The following is a 17,567-nucleotide window of genomic DNA, read 5'->3' as shown; positions in this document are numbered from 1 at the left end:
CAGACCCTTTCCAGGGAGTGCCTCGCCGAGCCGTGATTGGGACTTTTGTGGATCAGGCCAGGGCTTCAGACAATCAGTATGTGGCGCGTCCGCCGCTGATGTCGTAGACCGCTCCCGTGGAGAAGCTGACCTTTTCCGATGAGAGCCAGGCGACCAGTTCGGCTACTTCCTCCGCTTTGCCCACTCGTTTCATGGGGATGAGGCTGGTGATGTGGGCGAGCACTTCTGGTGATGTGTTGTCGTTCATTGGCGTCGCGATCACGGCGGGTGCGATGGCGTTGACCAGAACGCCGGTGGTCGCTAACTCTTTGCCGGCCGATTTGGTGAGGGCAATGACGGCGGCTTTTGATGCGGAGTAGATGGACAGGTTAGGATTTCCGTCTTTACCGGCCATGCTCGCGAAATTGATCACGCGACCCCACCCTCGGTCAACCATCCCGGGCACGAAGGTGCGCATGGTAGCGACGACGCCGAGGACGTTTACGTCGAAGACGGTCCGCCAGTCGGTGGATGTCGTTGTGACGAGGGGAATACCCGGGCCGACAATGCCTGCAGAATTTATGAGGATGTCAACTGGACCGATTGCTGCGGCGGCCTCGGCGAAGCGGTCTTCATCAGTGATGTCGACGACGACGTCTACGTCGCCAGCGATGTCGAGTGTGATCACGCGGATGCCGTCCGCTCTGAGCCGATCTGCAACTGCGGCACCAAGGCCTCTGGCGCCACCGGTGACTAGTGCTGTTTTCATAATTTCTCCTGGGTGAGTCGAGGGTCGACGTGGACTTTCGGGCCGTGGCCGGCATTCTTGCCTCGATGTCCCTCGAGTCGGCTTGGGACATCTTCGAGCGCTATCACTTCGCTGACTATGGCGTCGGGGACTACGGAGCCACTCGCAAAACCTGCAATTGCTCCGGACAGGCCAGGGGATGCCGAAAGAATTCCCACTGCCGTGATGTCCTTCAGTGCGATCTCGCGGGTGTCGACGTGGCTGGGGCTTGAGGACAAGCCGATGTAGACCGCTCGTCCGGCTGGCTTCGTGAGGCGAACGGTGAGCGCCGGCATGTCAGCGTTACTCGTCGCCTCGATGACGGCGTCGAATTCATCGGATCGGCCGTCGTTGAGATCGTCGAGCTGCCATGTGTGCTGCACGCCCAATGAACGGGCAAGGGCCAGTGATTCTTCGCGTACGCCACCGACGTGGACCTCGACACCATCCGCGAGTGCGAACAGCGCGGCGAGGAGCCCGATGGTGCCGGAGCCGAGGACGAGGAGTTTTTGCCCTGGAAGCAGACCTGCGGCGCGCACGGCGCGGAGGGAGTTGCCGGCGGGCTCGACGAGAGCGGCGGAGGTGAGGCTGACGTTCTCCGGGATTTCGTACGCAAATTTGCTGGGGACGAGCATGCGTTCGGCAAGGGCCCCGTCCCAACCGTCGCGAACTCCGACTTCGAATCGGTTGGGGCAGACGTGGTGGTGTCCTGACTGGCAGTATTCGCACTGCCCGCAACCGAGCATGGTGTCGCCAGTGACCCGTTTGCCGATCCAGCTCTCATCTGCTGGTGAGCCTGCTGCCACAACCCGGCCGGTCCACTCGTGGCCAAGCCGCAGGGGAAAGCTGGTGAAGCCCTGGTCAATGTAGGCCATTTGGCCCGTGTAGAGCTCCACGTCGGTGCCGCATATACCGACGCGTTCGACGGCAACGAGTAATTGACCGGGCGCGGCGACGGGGTCGGGGACATCCTGCACGTGGGCCTGGCGGGGCCCGGTGACGACAAGTGCACGCATCAGTTGCCGATCACTTGCTGCGTCTGGGTTCCCAGCCTGGTGATGCCGAGCGTCATGGTTTCGCCGCCGTGCAGGAAGACCTGGGGTGACATTCCCATGCCCACGCCGGGGGGCGTTCCGGTGTTGATGAGGTCGCCGGGCTCGAGCGCCAGGAACTGGCTGAGGTAATGGACGATGAAGGTGGGGCTGAAGATCATCGTCGACGTCGAGCCGGTCTGGCGGCGCACGCCGTCGATGTCGAGCCACATGTCCAGGTTCAGTACGTCATCGATCTCGTCCGGTGTTACGAGGTAAGGTCCTGCGGGATTGAAGGTGGGCGCGGATTTTCCTTTGGACCACTGGCCGTTTCGTTCGAGCTGCCATCCCCGCTCGCTGACGTCGTTGACCAGGACGTAGCCGGCGATGGCAGCGGCGGCTTCTGTCTCGTCCGCGAGGTAGGAGGCGCGCTGTCCGATGACGATGCCGAGTTCGACCTCCCAGTCGGTCTTCTCCGAGTTGCGCGGGATGAGCACGTCGTCATTGGGACCGATGAGGGTGTTGGGCGATTTCGTGAAGAGGATGGGCTCGGTTGGTACGGCCTGCCCGGTCTCGGCGGCGTGGTCGCTGTAGTTCAGACCGATGCAGAGAATCTGATGGGGCCTAGCGATGGGCGCACCCAGTCGGCGTCCACCGATCGTTTCACCCCGCCCGTCTGCGATTCGGGCAGCGATAATGGCGGGCAGGCTCGCGATCGCACCCGATGCGAAAAACGCCTCGTTGAAGTCACTGACAATATCTGAGAGGTCGATGAAGGTGTCGTCGTCAATCAGTGCGCCAGCGGTCTCGGAGCCGGCGGCTCCAACTCGTACGAGTCTCATGTGATTTCTTTTCTCCAATAGGGGATGGTTGTGTTGCCTGCCCACCGGTGTGGTGGCAGGCCTGAAACTCCGACGTCGGCGAGGAAGATGGCTCCCGCTTGGTCGGTGAGGGTGTCAAGCCCTTCCTGGGCAGTCGTGATGGCCAGGGTGTCGTAGTTCGGTCCGACGAAACCTGGGCATGAGGCCTGGGCAGCGTCTACGTCCACGATTGCAAGTAGTTCGCCGGTCGGTGCGTGCCGTCGCACGCTCGCTCCGCCCCACTGCGCCACCCAGAGCGCGCCCTCGGCATCCACGGTGAGTCCGTCCGGGTAAGCGGGCAGGCCGTCGATGACAGTGACCCAGGGTTCTTCCGGGTTGAATGGCGCGGGGCTGTAGGAGTGCTGTGAGACTGTGCCGGCGAAGGTGTCGACGTGGTAGATCGTGGCTCCGTCGGGAGAGAACGCGACACCGTTGGAAAGTCCGATGCCTTCGCGCAACGTCTCAATGCGACCATCCGGCCATACTCGTAGCAGGACCTCTTCGTCGGTGCGCTCGGTGAGCGGGAGCGTGCCGACGACGAAGGCGCCGTGGGGGTCGGCTGTCCCGTCGTTGAACCGCACGCCGCTCCGCTCGCTCAGCAAGTCAGGCCCCAGCGATATATCACCTGTGGGTGAGATCGTTGCGAGGCCACGGGCGGCGGCTACGAGGAGTCCGCCGTCGTCGGCGAGTGCGACCGCTCCGGCGGTTTCGCCAATGGTGATCTCGCGGATGTTGGTGATCCGGCCGCTGTCGAGTGCGCCGGAGAGTACGCGGCCTTTCCAGATGTCCACCCATCTGATGAGGCCGACCCGGTCGTCCCAGAGCACGCCTTCGGCAAGGTTGTATTCAGCGGGCGTCGCGGCCGTTGCTGCCAGGCGGAGAATCTCACTCATGGTCGTCCTTTGTGTGTGGATCTGCTGCCCGGTCGAGTACCTCGAGGACGTGGACGTATGGCTGGCCGGTAGCCCTTGTCATGCCGATTTCGCAGGTGCGGTTGCACGAGACGTAGGCATCGAATTCGCCGGCGACGATCTCGTCTGACTCGCGCTCGGTGGCGCTGGCTGTTAGCTCGGGATGCAACATGCCCCGGTCGCCGGCGAAGGCGCAGCATCCCCAGTTGTCCGGGACTGTTACTTCGGAGGCCACGGCGGCGGCCAGCTTGGCGAGGTTTTTGTTGGAACCGGCCCGGGTACTTGAGCACGTGGGGTGCACGGCCACGCTGTTGACTGTCGTGCTGATTTCGAGATGGGGCAGGATGTGCTCGGCGGCGAAATCCACGGCGTCGATGATGCGCATTGCCCGGTAATCCGGATGTTTGTGGATCGCGTTTTCAAGCGCAAGAACGAGGCCTTCGGAGCATGAGGAGTTGTCGCAGACGACGGGCAGCCGGCCGTGATCGGATGCCTCCCATAATGCGGCGGCGGTATGGCCAACCATGCTGTGATACCCGCTGAGGATTCCTTTGGACTTCCAAGGGGTGCCGCAGCACAGGCCGCCGATCCCATCCGGCCGTACGAGCCCGATACCGGCCTTGGTGGCGAGGGATTCGAAGGCGGCTGCGACGCCCTCGCCTCCTTCGGCGGGGCCGAACATGGTTCCCACACAGGCTTGGAAGTAGACGGCGTCAACTGTGGTGTCCGCCCCTGGGCGGCGTCTGCTGCCGCCTTTTGGCAGGTCTTTGGACCACAGCGGAAGCGTGTCTGCGCCGAGCAGGGCCCTGGCGGCGGAGTTCGGGCCGGTGATCAGTGGAGCGGGCACAGCAGACGCGATCGTGAGGGCGGCGGAGGCGGCCTGGGTCACGGGTTTCCATGCCTTGCCCGCGGCGGTCCATACTGCGGCCTCTACTGCGCCGACTTTTTCGGACCGGAGGCGCCGAACTAGGTCTCCTGTGTTGATGAGCACCGGACACGCCGTTTGGCACATGCCGTCGACGGCGCATGTGTCGACGACTTCGTATCCCTGCTCGCGGCGCAGCTCCTTGGCGAGGCCTGTTTCACCGCGCATGTCCGCCTCGGCGATCGCTCGTTGTACAACGATGCGTTGGCGGGGTGTGGTTGTGAGGTCTTTGCTGGGGCAGACCGGCTCGCAGTAGCCGCATTCGACACACCGGTCGACTTCGGCTTCGACGGTGGGTGTGGATTTGAGGTCTTTGAGGTGCAGGTCGGGGTCGGTGGTGAGGACGGCGTCGGGATTGAGGATGCCTACCGGGTCGAAGGCCTTCTTGATGTCCAGCATGATGCCGTAGAGCACTGGGCCATACTGGCGTGCGACGAACGGGGCCATGATCCGCCCTGTCCCATGTTCGGCTTTGAGGGTGCCGCCGGCGCCGAGTACGAGCTCGACCATGTCTTCGGTGAACGCCGAGTACCGGGCGAGATTGGACTGTTCATCGAAGTTTTCGTTGATGAGGAAGTGCACGTTGCCGTCTTTGGCGTGCCCGAAGATGACGGCGTCGTCATAGCCGTGAATTTGGAACAGGCGGGTGAGGCCCGCACATGTCTCGGAAAGCGCCCCAACCGGCACCGCGATGTCCTCAAGGAGAGCGGTCGTGCCCGAAGGGCGTGAGCCGGCAATTGTTGCGTAAAGTCCCTTGCGAATGCGCCAAAGGGAAGCACGGTCCATCTCGTCCTGGGACAAGACAGGCGCAGCAGTAAGCGGCAGGCGGGCAAAGAGTGCCTCTGCCCGGCGGCTGAGCTCCGCGAGTTCAGGTGCGGTCGCCGCCTGATACTCCACCAGCAGCGCGCAGTGGTTGACGGGCTCGAACTGGGGGAGCGCAGCGCGGGACGCTGGATCAATGCGGGCCGCGCGCAACGATGCCGCGTCCATGAGCTCAATAGTTGCCGGTCCGCTGGAGATGATGTCCACGAGCGCGTCGGTAGCCGCGCGCAGGGTGTCGAACACCAGCAGGGTCGTGGCCCCAAACTTGTGCAGCGGCACGGTGTTGAAGGTAGCTTCTGCGACGAAGCCAAGTGTGCCCTCGCTGCCAATCATGAGGTGGGCGAGAATCTGCACGGCCGTGTCATGGTCGACGAGCGCATTGAGACCATACCCCATGGTGTTTTTGATGCTGTACTGACGTGCAATCTCAGCGCCAAGCTCCGGTTCGGCGAGGACCTGCTCCCGCAGTGCCATAAGCGAGTGCCAGAGCTCAGGGTCTGTGGCGCGAAGCATGTCGTCAGCGTCTTCGGCGCTGGTGTCGATAATGCTGCCGCTCGGTAGGACGATGACCGCCGACCGCAAGGTCTGGTAGGTGTTCTGGCGGGTGCCGCAGGCCATGCCGGAGGAGTTGTTGGCTACGACGCCGCCGATGGTGCAGGCGATCTCGCTGGCAGGGTCGGGCCCGAGTTTGCGGCCGTGGCGCAAAAGTCGAGCGTTGACTTGGCGGACCGTCGCGCCTGGGCCTACCCGGGCGATGCGCCCGTCATCTTCGATGGTGATGGAGCGGAAGAATTTGCGCGTGTCGACGAGGATGTTGCCGGTTGAGGCTTGCCCTGACAGGCTTGTGCCGCCGGACCGGAACGTCAGAGCTTGACCGCTAGCCGTCGCGTAGGCGAACAGTGACACGACTTCCTCGGCGTTCTTGGGGGTTACGACTGCACGCGGAGTCAGCAGGTAGTGGGAGGCGTCGACGGCGGCGATCACCCGGTCGAAAGGGCTTGTTGTGACTGCTCCCTCACGGGGGAGGGCCTTGCTAAGGCCGGTGCCCAGCCCGGTCTCCGGGCCAGTGAGAGCGGAGCGAAAGGCTACGTTAGTGGCTTTCACGGCCCGCCGCTTCCCCGCTGGAGCCCACCAGGAAATCCAGGTCGGCGCCCTGGTCGGCCTGCATAACGTGGTCGACGTAGAGTTTCGCCCAGCCGCGCGCGGGTGCGGCATAGCCGGCCTCACTGGCCGGGCTCTGTGTGCGGGCGTGCAGCTCCTCATCCGAAACGTCCATGGTGAGGGAACGGTTTTCGACATCGAGGGTGATGATGTCCCCTGTGCGGACAAACGCGAGCGGCCCACCGGCGGCGGCTTCGGGGGCGACGTGCAGGATGACGGTGCCATACGCGGTGCCACTCATCCGGGCATCGCTGATGCGTACCATGTCGCGAACGCCCTCCTCCAGGAGTTTGCGGGGGAGCGGCATGTTGCCCACTTCGGGGAACCCGGGGTAGCCGCGGGGTCCGCATCCACGCAGGACGAGCACGGAGTCGGCGGTGACGTCCAGGTCCGGGTCGTCGATGCGCGCGCGCATGTCTTCGATGCTGTCAAAGACGACGGCGGGGCCGGTGTGCTGCAGCAGTTCGGCCGTCGCGGCCGCGGGTTTGATGATGGCTCCGCGCGGGGCGAGGTTGCCGCGCAGTACCGCTATGCCCGCATCCTCCATCAACGGGGACTCGCGGGGGTAGATGACGGTTTCGTCGTGGACCGGCTGGTCAACGAGATACTCGACGAGCGGAGTACCTGTAACGGTGATGGGTTCCGGGTGCAGGAGGTCCTTGATTTGCGACAGGAGGGCGAGTACGCCGCCGGCGCGGTACAGGTCATCCATCAGGAACGCGCCGGAGGGCTGCAGGTTTGCCATGACGGGCACCCCAGCACCGGCGGCGTCGAAGTCTTCGAGGGTCAGGTCGATCCCGAGGCGCCCGGCGATGGCGAGCAGGTGCACGACGGAGTTGGTTGATCCGCCCACGGCGGCGACAGCGATGATTGCGTTGAGGAATGCTTCCCTTGTCATGACGTCGCTGGGCCGGCGGCCCTGTGCCACCATGTCAACGATAAGCCGACCGGTGTCGTGAGACATGGAGAGCAGCCGGGCGTCCGGCGCCGGGATCCCCGCGAACCCGGGAATTGTCATCCCGAGTGCTTCGGCGACCACGGCCATGGTCGAGGCGGTTCCCATCGTGTTGCAGTGGCCCTTGCTGCGGATCATCGATTGCTCTGACTTGATGAACTGGCTGTTGGTGATCGTGCCGGCCCTGGCTTCTTCACTCAGGCGCCAGACGTCGGTGCCGCAGCCCAGGGCCTTGCCGCGGAAGTGGCCGGTCAGCATCGGTCCGCCGGGTACGACGATCGCGGGGATGTTGACCGACGCTGCGGCCATCAGCAGCGCCGGGATGGTTTTGTCGCATCCGCCCAGCAGCACGAGGCCGTCGATGGGGTTGGCACGGAACATTTCCTCCATCGCCATGGCGGCCATATTCCGCCAGAGCATGGCAGTGGGCTTGACCTGGGTTTCACCCAGGGAGACGACGGGCAGGTTGAGCGGGACTCCGCCTGATGCCCAAACGCCCTGCTTGACCGAGTCGGCGACTTCGTTGAGGTGCATGTTGCAGGGAGTGAGGTCCGAAGCCGTGTTGGCGATCGCGATCTGAGGTTTCTCGGAATCGAGAGCGTCCTCGGGAAGGCCGCGGCGCATCCAAGCCCGATGAATGTACGCATTCCGGTCCGAACCGGCGTACCAGTCCGCGCTCCTTAGATGATCCACAGCAACCTTTTCCATTAATTAGAATTTAGTAGTAACATATGGAATTATGACACACGATGCATCTTTAGGCCAAGGGGAGCGCCTGGTTGGCTCGGACCGCGTACTCGCCGTTCTTATCGAACTTGCAAAGCGTCCTGAGGGCGCGACCCTGGAGGAGCTCGCAGGCGCCCTCTACAGTCCCAAGTCCACGGTGCACCGCGCCCTGGCGTCGCTGCGGAAGGCATCACTTGCCGAACTGACCTCCCGCGGCGTCTACTCGCTGGGGGATGAGTTTTTCAGGCTTGCCTTCAGCAACCACGCCGCCCGCCCAGAGACAGAGAGGCTCCAGCCGCTCCTGAGTGCACTGGCCGAGGAATACGGCGAGACCGTTCACTACGCTGTGCTCGAAGGCAAGGATGTTGTGTACCGAGCAAAGGTCGACCCCGCCCAGGGGTCAGTAAAGTTGACCTCGTACGTCGGCGGCCGGAACCCGGCCTACCGGACCGGGGTCGGGAAACTGCTTCTGTCCTACATCGTGGAGACGGAAGACCAACTTGCTGCATGGCTTGACGGCGCCAAGCTGGAAGCAAAGACGGCATCGACAATCACAGACCCGGCTGCTCTCCTGACCGAACTACAGGCGACCCGCTCCCGCGGCTATGGGATCGACGACCAGGAAAACGAGCTCGGCATCAACTGCATCGCCGTCCCTGTATTCAACGCCTCCTCCACCACGCCAACAGGTGCCATCAGCGTCAGCGCCTTGCGCTTCCGATACCCCTTAAAGCGACTGGTTCAGACGGCCCCGACGCTCGCCGCCCGCGTGCGCTCCGCCTTGGCTGGCTGAGCGCACGAGCTTCCGGTCAGGTCGTTGACCGCTGGACTACCCCGAAGGCAGGGTTGGCATGATGCCGTCCGTCAACGGACTCGCCTATTCCGGCCAGTGCCAGAGTAATAAGGTTGTGAGCAGCAGCCTTTACGTCATAGCCGACGGTCGTCAGCGGGGGAGAGGTAACGGCCGACAGCGGGTTGTTGTCCATCCCGATGACTGCCACATCGCCTGGAATCCTCCAGCCGCGGCCGGCCGCAGCGGACAGTAGCGCAATGGCCACGTCGTCGTTATAGCAGGCAATCCCTGCACCCGGAAGCTCAAGCGAATCCAGCGCCCTCAGCGCCTCCACAGGATCAAGGCCAAGCCTCACAACAGCCGGCTCACTCAGACCTCGTTCCCGGCAGACCGCCCGAACGCCATCCTCGCGGTCCTTGCCAAACAGGTCCTGCCGCGCGTCCTGCAGGTGGGCAAAAGCCAGCCTTCCACAGCCGCGGTCGATCAAGTGCCGCGCCTGCACAGCGCCGATCTGGAAGTCCGCGTTTGATTCCGCTTCCGAAGTCACAGGATCAAAGGCCTTCGCGCCCCGGGCCGTCAACACTGCCCGCTCGTGATCAGTGAACGGCGTCAGCGAGATGACGGCCCGCGGTTTCATTCCCGTGATGACCCGGTCCAGCGGCGCTGTGGACGACGTGGCCATGTGGAGCAAGAGCGTGAGGCCGCGCGCGGCCAGGTCCTCGGTCGCCGTCTGGAAAATATCCTGCAGATTACCGCCCCAGGTGGTGTTGGGGATCAACGCAAGCAGGACGTCACTTGACCCCTTCGCTAAGGTGCGTCCCGCCGCCGAGGGTTGGTAGCCAAGTTCAGCGGCAGCTTTGGTGACCCGCGCCCGGGTGTCGCTGGAGAAGCGGTGACCCTTCCCGTTCAAAATCATGCTGACCGATCCCCGCGAGACACCAGCCAACTTCGCCACGTCTTCGCTTGTCGCAATCATGGCTTCATCATAACAAGTTGTTGACGCGCGTAAATAGATGTGGCTACCATTACATTTACGCGCGTCAATAAAGCCGGACGCATTCCATCCCGGCACCCTCACCTCCCGCTATCCCCTGACAAGGAAGTCACTCGTGAAATCCACCGATGAGAACATCATCTCGACCGCCGGGGCGGTCCCCCATTGGCTGGCCCGAATCCAAAGCACATAGCTGAAGGCCTGGCTGACGCGAAAGGCCTGAGCGAACCGGGCGATGATATGCCGCCGGTAAGCCGCGGATGGATCGCACTGCTCTTTGCAGGTGTTTTCGGCATTTACATCGCGTATGTCACGCCGGTTGCCATCTCCCTCTCCATCCGCGTTCAGGAGCTCGCGCCGGGCCACGATGAATATCTCGGGTACATCATCGGAGCCGGTGCCCTTGCTGCCCTGCCGCTTAGCCCGTTCGCCGGTCAACTGAGTGACCGCACGCGAAGCAGACTGGGTCGACGGCGGCCGTGGCTCATCGGCGGCACGATCGGCGGTCTCGTTGGTCTGACCGTGATGGCACTGGCGCCGAACGTCGTAGTGCTTGGCATTGGCTGGGTGATCGCGCAGATCACTTTCAGTGTCGTCGTCAACGGCTTTGTGACCATCCAGGCCGACCGACTGCCGGCCATCCAGCGCGGACGGGTCGCCGGAATCACCGGATTGGCACAGCAGGTTGCCCCTGTTACCGGCGCGGTCATGGGCGGCTCCCTCGCCGCCAACCCGATCCTCCTGATGCTCGTACCCGGCCTCGTTGCCGTAGTGCTTGTCGGCCTCTTCGTCCTGCGCTACAAGGAAGCAGACAGTCGAGGGATGACCCTGGACCAGCCGCTGACCGTCCGCTCTGTCCTCGCCGGATATGTCTTCAATCCGCGCACCAACAAGGACTTCGGATGGAACTGGCTTGGTCGGCTGTTCTTCTTCTTCGGCCTCACCCTCAGCTCGACCTACACCGCGTTCTTCTTCGCTTCAAAACTGAATCTCGAGGTCAAGGACGTCGGCGGCCTGATCGCTACGGCCGGCCTGGTTGGTATTGTCGGCACGATCGGCGGCGCCATCGGCGGTGGCTTCCTGACCGACAAGTTGCGCCGGCGCAAGCCGTTCGTGCTCGGATCAGCCATCCTCTTTGCCATGTCGACAGCGATGATGGCGTTCGCCCCTGATCTTCCTCTTCTGATCGCCGGATCGTTCCTGAGCACACTGGCCATCGGGGTTTTTTCCGCGGTCGATCAGGCACTTCTGATTGACGTCCTCCCTGCCAAGGAATCCGACGCCGGCCGCTTTGTGGCCATCACCGGATATTCCGTTGCCATCGCACAGTCATCGGCCCCGTTCCTCGCGTCGATTGTCCTGGTCGTAGGCGTGACAGCGCCCGGGCAGCAGAACTACACGCTCTTGTACGTCATCGCCGGCGTCTTCACCATCATCGGCGGTTTGCTCATCATGCGGGTCAAGGGAGCCCGCTGACCTCCCGCCGCAACCACACATAGTCACAACGAAAATCACCAGGAAACCCTGCCGGGTTAGCCGCTTTGTCACCACATTAAAGGACATCATGACCGACCTACCCTTCCGCCGCGCAACGCTACCCACAGAGGAGCGCGTCGTAGACCTTCTGTTCAGGCTCACACTCGACGAGAAGGTTGGGCAGCTCACCCAGTTCTTCCACTTGGGCCTCGAGGTTCCCGACGACCTTGACGTCGATCTCCTTCCACCGGAGCAGCGCGCCTATGCTGAGCAGCCCAAGGTCGTTGAAGGTGCCATCCGCGGGGGCTTGACCGGGTCGATTCTCTTCATTAAGGACGCGGCGAAAGCGAACCGGATGCAACGGCTCGCCGTCGAAGAGAGCCGCCTGGGTATTCCCCTGTTGTTCGGCTTCGATGTCATCCACGGTCTTCGAACGATCTTCCCGGTGCCACTGGCTCTGGCGGCAACCTGGTCGCCCCACACCATCGAAGCAGTCCAGGCCACGGCCGCCCGCGAGGCGCGGGCGGCAGGAATTCACTGGTCCTTCGCCCCCATGGTCGATGTCGCCCGCGATCCACGCTGGGGACGAATCATCGAAGGCTCAGGCGAGGACCCCGTGCTTGGAGCGGCCGTTGCAGCCGCACAGGTACGGGGCTTCCAAGGAAACCTCGGATCCGACAACATCCTCGCCGGACCCAAACACTTCGCCGGCTACGGTGCTGCCCGTGGAGGCCGGGACTACGACGACGCAGACATCTCCGACTCAGAGCTGTGGAACGTCTATCTGCCCCCGTTCCGGGCCGCGATCGAGGCGGGCGCAGCCAACGTCATGAGCGCCTACATGGACTACAACGGCGTACCGGCATCCGGAAACCGCCACCTGCTCACTGACGTGCTCCGCGACGAACTTGGCTTCACCGGGTTTGTTGTCTCTGACAACAACGCTGTGCGGTCACTCGAGACCCAGCACTTCGCCAAAGACCTCACCGACGCGGCCGTACGTGCCATATCGGCGGGCGTGGACATGGAAATGTCTATGTTCGACCCTGCGTTCTCCCGGCTTGCTCAAGCGGTAAGAGACGGCTTGGTGGGAGAAGAAGTTATTGACGATGCCGTCAGTCGAATTCTTAGAGTTAAGTTCGAGCTCGGCCTGTTCGAGACGCCGTACGTTGACGAGGACGCGGCGGCCGCAGTCCTGACAGCGGCCGCCAGCCGGGATTTGGCCCGCTCAGCGGCTGAGGAGTCATTCGTGCTCCTGAAAAACGAGGCAGGAGCATTGCCCCTCACGGCCGCTTCGCTCACCTCCGTTGCGGTGATCGGCCAACTCGCCGACAGCAAGCGCGACACCCTTGGCCCCTGGGTCTTCGATCATGACACCGAGGAAACCGTTACGATCCTCGAAGGTTTGCGATCACGGCTCGGCGACGGTGTCAGTGTCGGCCATGCACCCGGCGCCAGCATCCCGAATCGGATCTTCCCGTCCATGTTCGACCAAATGGACCAGACGGTCGTCGCGACGCCGGACGACTACGACGATGCCGCCGAAATCCAGAAAGCAGTGGATCTTGCAGCTGAAGCAGACATCGCCATCGTCGTCGTCGGGCAGCGGCAGAACCAGATAGGCGAGAACGCCTCAACGTCGACCCTTGAACTGCCCGGCGCCCAGGAGGAACAGCTCCGCCAAATCGTCAAGACCGGCACGCCCGTCATCCTGATCGTCATGTCCGGCCGGCCGTTGGATCTGAGGTGGGCCGACGCGAACGTCCCGGCCATCCTGCAAGCGTGGTACCCCGGAACAAAGGGAGGAGACGCTGTCGCCTCCGTACTCCTTGGTGATGCCTCGCCCGCGGGACGGCTGCCATTCACCTGGCCCCGCCACGTGGGCCAGGTGCCCATGGTGTACTCCCACTACCGCACCTTCGCCCCGCAGGACCAAGGCGCCCGCTACTGGGAGGAAAGCAGCACGCCACTGTATTCCTTTGGGCATGGACTCTCGTACGCCACCTTCGAATACGCCAACCTCCAGCTGGACCGCGCGTCAATCCCGGTCGGGGAAACTGTCACCGTGTCCGTGGACGTGACCAACACCTCCGCCTCCAGCGCTGAAGAAGTGGTGCAGCTGTACATTCACCAGAGATACGGCACCTCATCGCGGCCTGTCCGGGAACTCAAAGCGTTCGAGCGCGTGATGATTGCCGCGGGCGAGACGCGGACCGTGCAATTCACCCTCGGCCCGGACCACCTGCAGTACTGGAGCGCCGTGACAGGCGGGTACGTGCAGGACGCAACCACCATTGACATCTGGGCCGGAGGCAGCTCGACTGCCGAACTCACTACTGTGCTCGACGTGACCGATTCCGCCGCGGCCGCCACCGCGGAGGGGGACAACTATGAGTAAGACGCGGATCCTCTGCAATCCACTCGATCTGCCGTACGCCTATTCGGACGTCCGGAGCCTTGCGGGCAAACGATCGCTCTCCCGGGAGGCTGCCGACCCCTCGGTCGTTCTCTTCAACGGCACCTACTTCCTGTTCGCCTCCATGACCCCGGGATTCTTCTATTCCAAGGACCTGGTCACCTGGACTCTCAAGCGAAGCGCGAAATTCCCCGCGTACGACTACGCACCGGACGTCCGCGAAGTTGACGGAGCGCTGATCATCTCCGCCTCCCGCCGGGGCAAGCCCTCGCCCTTCTACCGCAGCACCGATCCGCTGGCCGATGACTTCACAGAGATCACGCCCGGCAGCTTCCCCTTCTGGGACCCGAACCTGTTCCAGGACGACGACGCTCGCACCTACCTCTACTGGGGATGCGACGCCCGCGTCCCCCTGCAGGGCGTGGAACTGGACCGGTCAAGCTACGAACAGATCGGGAGCCCGAAACCGCTGATCTCAAGTGCCACCGGATCACGCGGCTGGGAACGCACCGGTGAAAACCACGACCCCAAGCAAAGCAGTTTGCTCTCCAAAATCGTCTTCGGCGGCCGCCCTCACATCGAGGGCGCCTGGATGACCAAACGCGAAGACACGTACTACCTCCAGTACTCTGCGCCGGCAACGGAAGTGAACACCTACGCCGACGGGTACTACACGGGCACAAGCCCGTTGGGGCCGTTCGAATACTCGGCCGACAGCCCCTTCTCATCCAAACCCGGCGGCTTCATCACCGGCGCCGGACACGGCAGCACCTTCCAGGACAAACACGGGAACTGGTGGCACACCTCAACGATGCGCATCTCAGTGAACCAGAACTACGAGCGTCGTGTCGGGCTCTTCCCCGCCGGCTTCGACGACGACGGCGTGCTGTTCTGCAACCAGAACTTCGCCGACTACCCTATGATCGTCCCCGACAAGCCGTTCGACCCGTGGACAGACACCTTTCCCGGGTGGATGCTGCTTTCCTACCTCAAGCCCGTGACCGCGTCCAGCTCCTTGCCCGGCCATGAACCAGGCCTCGCGGTCAACGAAAACATCCGGGACTGGTGGGTTGCAGGGACGAACGCGCACGGGGAAAGCCTCACCGTCGACCTGGGCGGGGCCCTGACCGTACATGCGATACAGGTCAACCTCGCCGACCACGAACTCACAAAGATCACCCCTGCACCAGCGCGAAAGTCACTGCGACAACTTGAAGGCCACAAACGCCTGCTGGACCCTACAAGCCACCCCACCGAATACACGCTCGAAACGTCAGTCGACGGCGAACACTGGACGACGCTGTGGGATGGCCGCGGCACCGGTGAGGACGCCCCCCACAGGACGGTGACAGCCGAGGGCGGCGTTTCCGCCCGTTTCGTCCGCCTGACCGGATACGCAGTACCGTTCGGAGCCCCCTTCGCCGTCAGCGGCCTGCGGGTCTTCGGAACCGGCATCGGAGCCCCGCCCGCCGCAGCAACAGCCTCCGCTGCTCGAATCGACGCCCTAACCGCAGCCGTCTCCTGGCAACACGTCCGAGGAGCCGACGGCTACAACGTCCGCTACGGCAGGCACCCGGAGAAGCTATATCACAGCTGGCTGGTCTACGAACAGACAAACCTAAACCTCAGCTTCCTCAACGCGGAAGAAGATTACTGGGTCGCCGTCGACGCCTTCAACGAAAACGGCATCACCCCCGGAGAAATCGTCGCCATCTCAGGGCACGCGCGAGAAAAGGTCAAGAAATGAGCTCCCTGCTCTTCACCGATGGATGGACCGTCAGCGCCAACGGCGGAGAACCACAACCCGTAACACTTCCCCACGACGCGATGATCGGCGAGACCCGAACCGCTGACGCCCCATCCGGAGCCCACGGCGCCCACTTCCCGGGCGGACGCTACCTCTACACCAAACGATGGACAACGCCGGCGGACGCGGCGGACAGGAGGCTCCGTCTCTTATTCGAGGGCGTATATGGAGAGACGACCATCCGGCTCAACGGTGAGGAAGTTGGGCGCAACGTCAGCGGCTACCGTGAATTCGCCGTTCCCCTCGCGGGTGTGATGCCAGGCCAGGAGAACCTGATCGAAGTAGATGTCGACAACTCTGCCCAGCCCAACAGCCGCTGGTACTCCGGGTCCGGAATCTATCGACGGGTCTGGCTCGAAGACATCCCTGCCATCCACCTGGACCCTGCAGGAATCGGCATCCGCACCGTCTCCCTCGGCAGTTCAGCGATCATCGAAGCTGTCCTTGACCTCGACGGCGCCGCCCTGGGGGCGGAGGCCGCAATACAGCTGACCGATGACGGCGTACTGGTCGCCGAATCATCCGCCGTTGTTGCCGGCGGGCGGACGACCCTGACCCTCAAAGTCCCCGACCCTAAACCTTGGTCCGACCGCTCACCGCACCTTTACACCGCGTCGATCACGCTTGCCACCAGTGACGGGGTCCGCGACCAACGCGAATACCGTGTCGGACTCCGCACCGTCGAGATCGATCCTCGCCGCGGGCTCCTCATCAACGGCGAACCCACGCTCCTGCGCGGCGGATGCGTCCACCACGACAATGGTCCGCTCGGCGCGGCGACCTTCCGAACGTCCGAATTCCGACGCGCCAGAATCCTCAAGGACAACGGTTTCAACGCAATCCGCAGCGCACACACGCCCATGTCACGTGACCTACTGGACGCGTGCGATGAACTCGGACTCTACGTCCTGGACGAGCTCACGGACGTCTGGTTCAACACCAAGAGCCCATTCGACCTGTCGTCACGATTCGAAGAGCTCTGGCCCGACGACATTCGCTCGATGGTCGCAAAGGACCGCAACCACGCGTCAGTCATCATGTACTCGATAGGCAACGAGAACACCGAAACGAGCACCCCGCAAGGCATCGAGACCGCCAGGGTCATGCGGGCGTTTCTACGCGAACTTGACCCGGACCGACCGGTCACCGCAGCCGTCAACTTCCTGCTGAATCTCATGGCCGGAAGCAAAAAAGGCGCCCAGTCCGCCGCTCCCGCACCTGCGGCAGCCAAGAAGAAACCTTCCCCCATCACCAGTACCGCCGCGAACATCATGGCCAACAAGCTCGGGAGCATCATGCAACTCGTTGCACGAGCTCCCGGCGCCGATAAAGCGACCCGCGACGTCATCGGCACACTCGACGTCGCCTCCTATAACTACGCCTGGGGCCGCTACAAGGGAGACGCCAAACGCTACCGTGACCGGATAGTCGTGGGTTCCGAATCGCTCCCCGGAGATATCGCACGCCTGTGGCCGATCGTGGAAAAACTTCCGAATGTCATCGGCGACTTCAGCTGGACCGCATGGGACTACCTCGGCGAAGCAGGCATCGGGACATGGGCCTACGGGGCCGACGCTGAAACGGCCGGCCTCTCCAAGCCTTTCCCGCACGTCGTCGCAGGGCCGGGCGCCATCGACATCACCGGTGTCCCCGGCGCACAGGCCCTCCACAATCGCGCGGTCTGGGGTCAACTCCAGGAACCGGCCATCACAGTCCGCCCCCTCAACCGGGCCGGTGAAAAGGTACGGCGAACGGCGTGGCGCAGCACAGATGCCGTCGCAAGCTGGTCATGGCATGGCGCAGAGGGACGCACCGCCGAACTTGAAATCTACTCGCCCCACGACGAAGTGGAGGTGTTCATTAACAATCGTTCGCTGGGAAAAAACGGGCAGGAGCCAAAACCGGGTATGTAGCGCGTTACCGG

Annotated in this window: 12 protein-coding genes; 5 read left to right on the top strand and 7 right to left on the bottom strand. The window is 63.3% G+C overall.

The annotated features are described in order from the left end of the window. Positions 1-73 precede the first annotated feature (73 nt). Genes ACX5I6_RS20435 through ACX5I6_RS20410 form a run of 6 tightly spaced genes read right to left on the bottom strand, consistent with a single transcriptional unit; the run spans position 74 to position 8,139 of the window. Positions 74-748 (bottom strand): SDR family NAD(P)-dependent oxidoreductase, encoded by a 675-nt coding sequence (locus ACX5I6_RS20435; RefSeq protein WP_461841855.1) that lies wholly within the window; start codon positions 746-748, stop codon positions 74-76. Next, entirely contained in the window at positions 745-1,782 is a 1,038-nt protein-coding gene (locus tag ACX5I6_RS20430; protein WP_461841854.1) for a zinc-dependent alcohol dehydrogenase, read from the bottom strand. The genes ACX5I6_RS20435 and ACX5I6_RS20430 overlap by 4 nt, the downstream gene beginning before the upstream one ends. Further along, positions 1,782-2,639: a fumarylacetoacetate hydrolase family protein gene (locus ACX5I6_RS20425; protein ID WP_461841853.1), complete on the bottom strand. Its 858-nt coding sequence runs from the start codon at positions 2,637-2,639 to the stop codon at positions 1,782-1,784. Before ACX5I6_RS20425 ends, ACX5I6_RS20430 begins: the two co-directional genes overlap by 1 nt. Beyond that, positions 2,636-3,550 carry an SMP-30/gluconolactonase/LRE family protein gene (locus ACX5I6_RS20420; RefSeq protein WP_461841852.1) on the bottom strand — a complete coding sequence of 305 codons (915 nt, stop codon included), beginning with the start codon at positions 3,548-3,550 and terminating at the stop codon, positions 2,636-2,638. Before ACX5I6_RS20420 ends, ACX5I6_RS20425 begins: the two co-directional genes overlap by 4 nt. Beyond that, entirely contained in the window at positions 3,543-6,419 is a 2,877-nt protein-coding gene (locus ACX5I6_RS20415) for an FAD-binding and (Fe-S)-binding domain-containing protein (protein ID WP_461841851.1), read from the bottom strand. The genes ACX5I6_RS20420 and ACX5I6_RS20415 overlap by 8 nt, the downstream gene beginning before the upstream one ends. Next, positions 6,406-8,139: an IlvD/Edd family dehydratase gene (locus tag ACX5I6_RS20410; RefSeq protein WP_461841850.1), complete on the bottom strand. Its 1,734-nt coding sequence runs from the start codon at positions 8,137-8,139 to the stop codon at positions 6,406-6,408. The genes ACX5I6_RS20415 and ACX5I6_RS20410 overlap by 14 nt, the downstream gene beginning before the upstream one ends. A 31-nt stretch (positions 8,140-8,170) precedes the next feature. On the opposite strand from ACX5I6_RS20410, the gene ACX5I6_RS20405 reads away from it, so the two are divergent. Beyond that, a complete protein-coding gene (locus tag ACX5I6_RS20405; RefSeq protein WP_461841849.1) occupies positions 8,171-8,950 on the top strand; it encodes an IclR family transcriptional regulator in 780 nt (259 codons plus the stop codon). Between the two features lie 16 nt (positions 8,951-8,966). Here ACX5I6_RS20405 and ACX5I6_RS20400 read toward each other — a convergent pair whose 3' ends face one another. Further along, a complete protein-coding gene (locus ACX5I6_RS20400) occupies positions 8,967-9,926 on the bottom strand; it encodes a LacI family DNA-binding transcriptional regulator (RefSeq protein ID WP_461841848.1) in 960 nt (319 codons plus the stop codon). A 183-nt stretch (positions 9,927-10,109) separates the two neighbouring features. Between ACX5I6_RS20400 and ACX5I6_RS20395 the strand changes: the two genes are divergently transcribed. From ACX5I6_RS20395 to ACX5I6_RS20380, 4 genes are all read left to right on the top strand, one after another. Beyond that, positions 10,110-11,420 carry an MFS transporter gene (locus tag ACX5I6_RS20395; protein ID WP_461841847.1) on the top strand — a complete coding sequence of 437 codons (1,311 nt, stop codon included), beginning with the start codon at positions 10,110-10,112 and terminating at the stop codon, positions 11,418-11,420. Between the two features lie 88 nt (positions 11,421-11,508). Next, a complete protein-coding gene (locus ACX5I6_RS20390) occupies positions 11,509-13,818 on the top strand; it encodes a glycoside hydrolase family 3 N-terminal domain-containing protein (protein WP_461841846.1) in 2,310 nt (769 codons plus the stop codon). Then, positions 13,811-15,583 (top strand): family 43 glycosylhydrolase, encoded by a 1,773-nt coding sequence (locus tag ACX5I6_RS20385; RefSeq protein ID WP_461841845.1) that lies wholly within the window; start codon positions 13,811-13,813, stop codon positions 15,581-15,583. The genes ACX5I6_RS20390 and ACX5I6_RS20385 overlap by 8 nt, the downstream gene beginning before the upstream one ends. Further along, positions 15,580-17,556 (top strand): glycoside hydrolase family 2 protein, encoded by a 1,977-nt coding sequence (locus ACX5I6_RS20380; protein WP_461841844.1) that lies wholly within the window; start codon positions 15,580-15,582, stop codon positions 17,554-17,556. Before ACX5I6_RS20385 ends, ACX5I6_RS20380 begins: the two co-directional genes overlap by 4 nt. Positions 17,557-17,567: the final 11 nt, after the last annotated feature.

The sequence above is a fragment of the Arthrobacter sp. MMS24-T111 genome, assembly GCF_054888995.1.
This window is presented reverse-complemented; position numbering and strand designations above follow the sequence as displayed.

Coding starts and splice junctions, on each gene's coding strand:
- ACX5I6_RS20435 (WP_461841855.1), bottom strand. CDS start 748: ATGAAAACAGCACTAGTCACCGGTGGCGCCAGAGGCCTTGGTGCCGCA.
- ACX5I6_RS20430 (WP_461841854.1), bottom strand. CDS start 1,782: ATGCGTGCACTTGTCGTCACCGGGCCCCGCCAGGCCCACGTGCAGGAT.
- ACX5I6_RS20425 (WP_461841853.1), bottom strand. CDS start 2,639: ATGAGACTCGTACGAGTTGGAGCCGCCGGCTCCGAGACCGCTGGCGCA.
- ACX5I6_RS20420 (WP_461841852.1), bottom strand. CDS start 3,550: ATGAGTGAGATTCTCCGCCTGGCAGCAACGGCCGCGACGCCCGCTGAA.
- ACX5I6_RS20410 (WP_461841850.1), bottom strand. CDS start 8,139: ATGGAAAAGGTTGCTGTGGATCATCTAAGGAGCGCGGACTGGTACGCC.
- ACX5I6_RS20405 (WP_461841849.1), top strand. CDS start 8,171: ATGACACACGATGCATCTTTAGGCCAAGGGGAGCGCCTGGTTGGCTCG.
- ACX5I6_RS20400 (WP_461841848.1), bottom strand. CDS start 9,926: ATGATTGCGACAAGCGAAGACGTGGCGAAGTTGGCTGGTGTCTCGCGG.
- ACX5I6_RS20390 (WP_461841846.1), top strand. CDS start 11,509: ATGACCGACCTACCCTTCCGCCGCGCAACGCTACCCACAGAGGAGCGC.
- ACX5I6_RS20385 (WP_461841845.1), top strand. CDS start 13,811: ATGAGTAAGACGCGGATCCTCTGCAATCCACTCGATCTGCCGTACGCC.
- ACX5I6_RS20380 (WP_461841844.1), top strand. CDS start 15,580: ATGAGCTCCCTGCTCTTCACCGATGGATGGACCGTCAGCGCCAACGGC.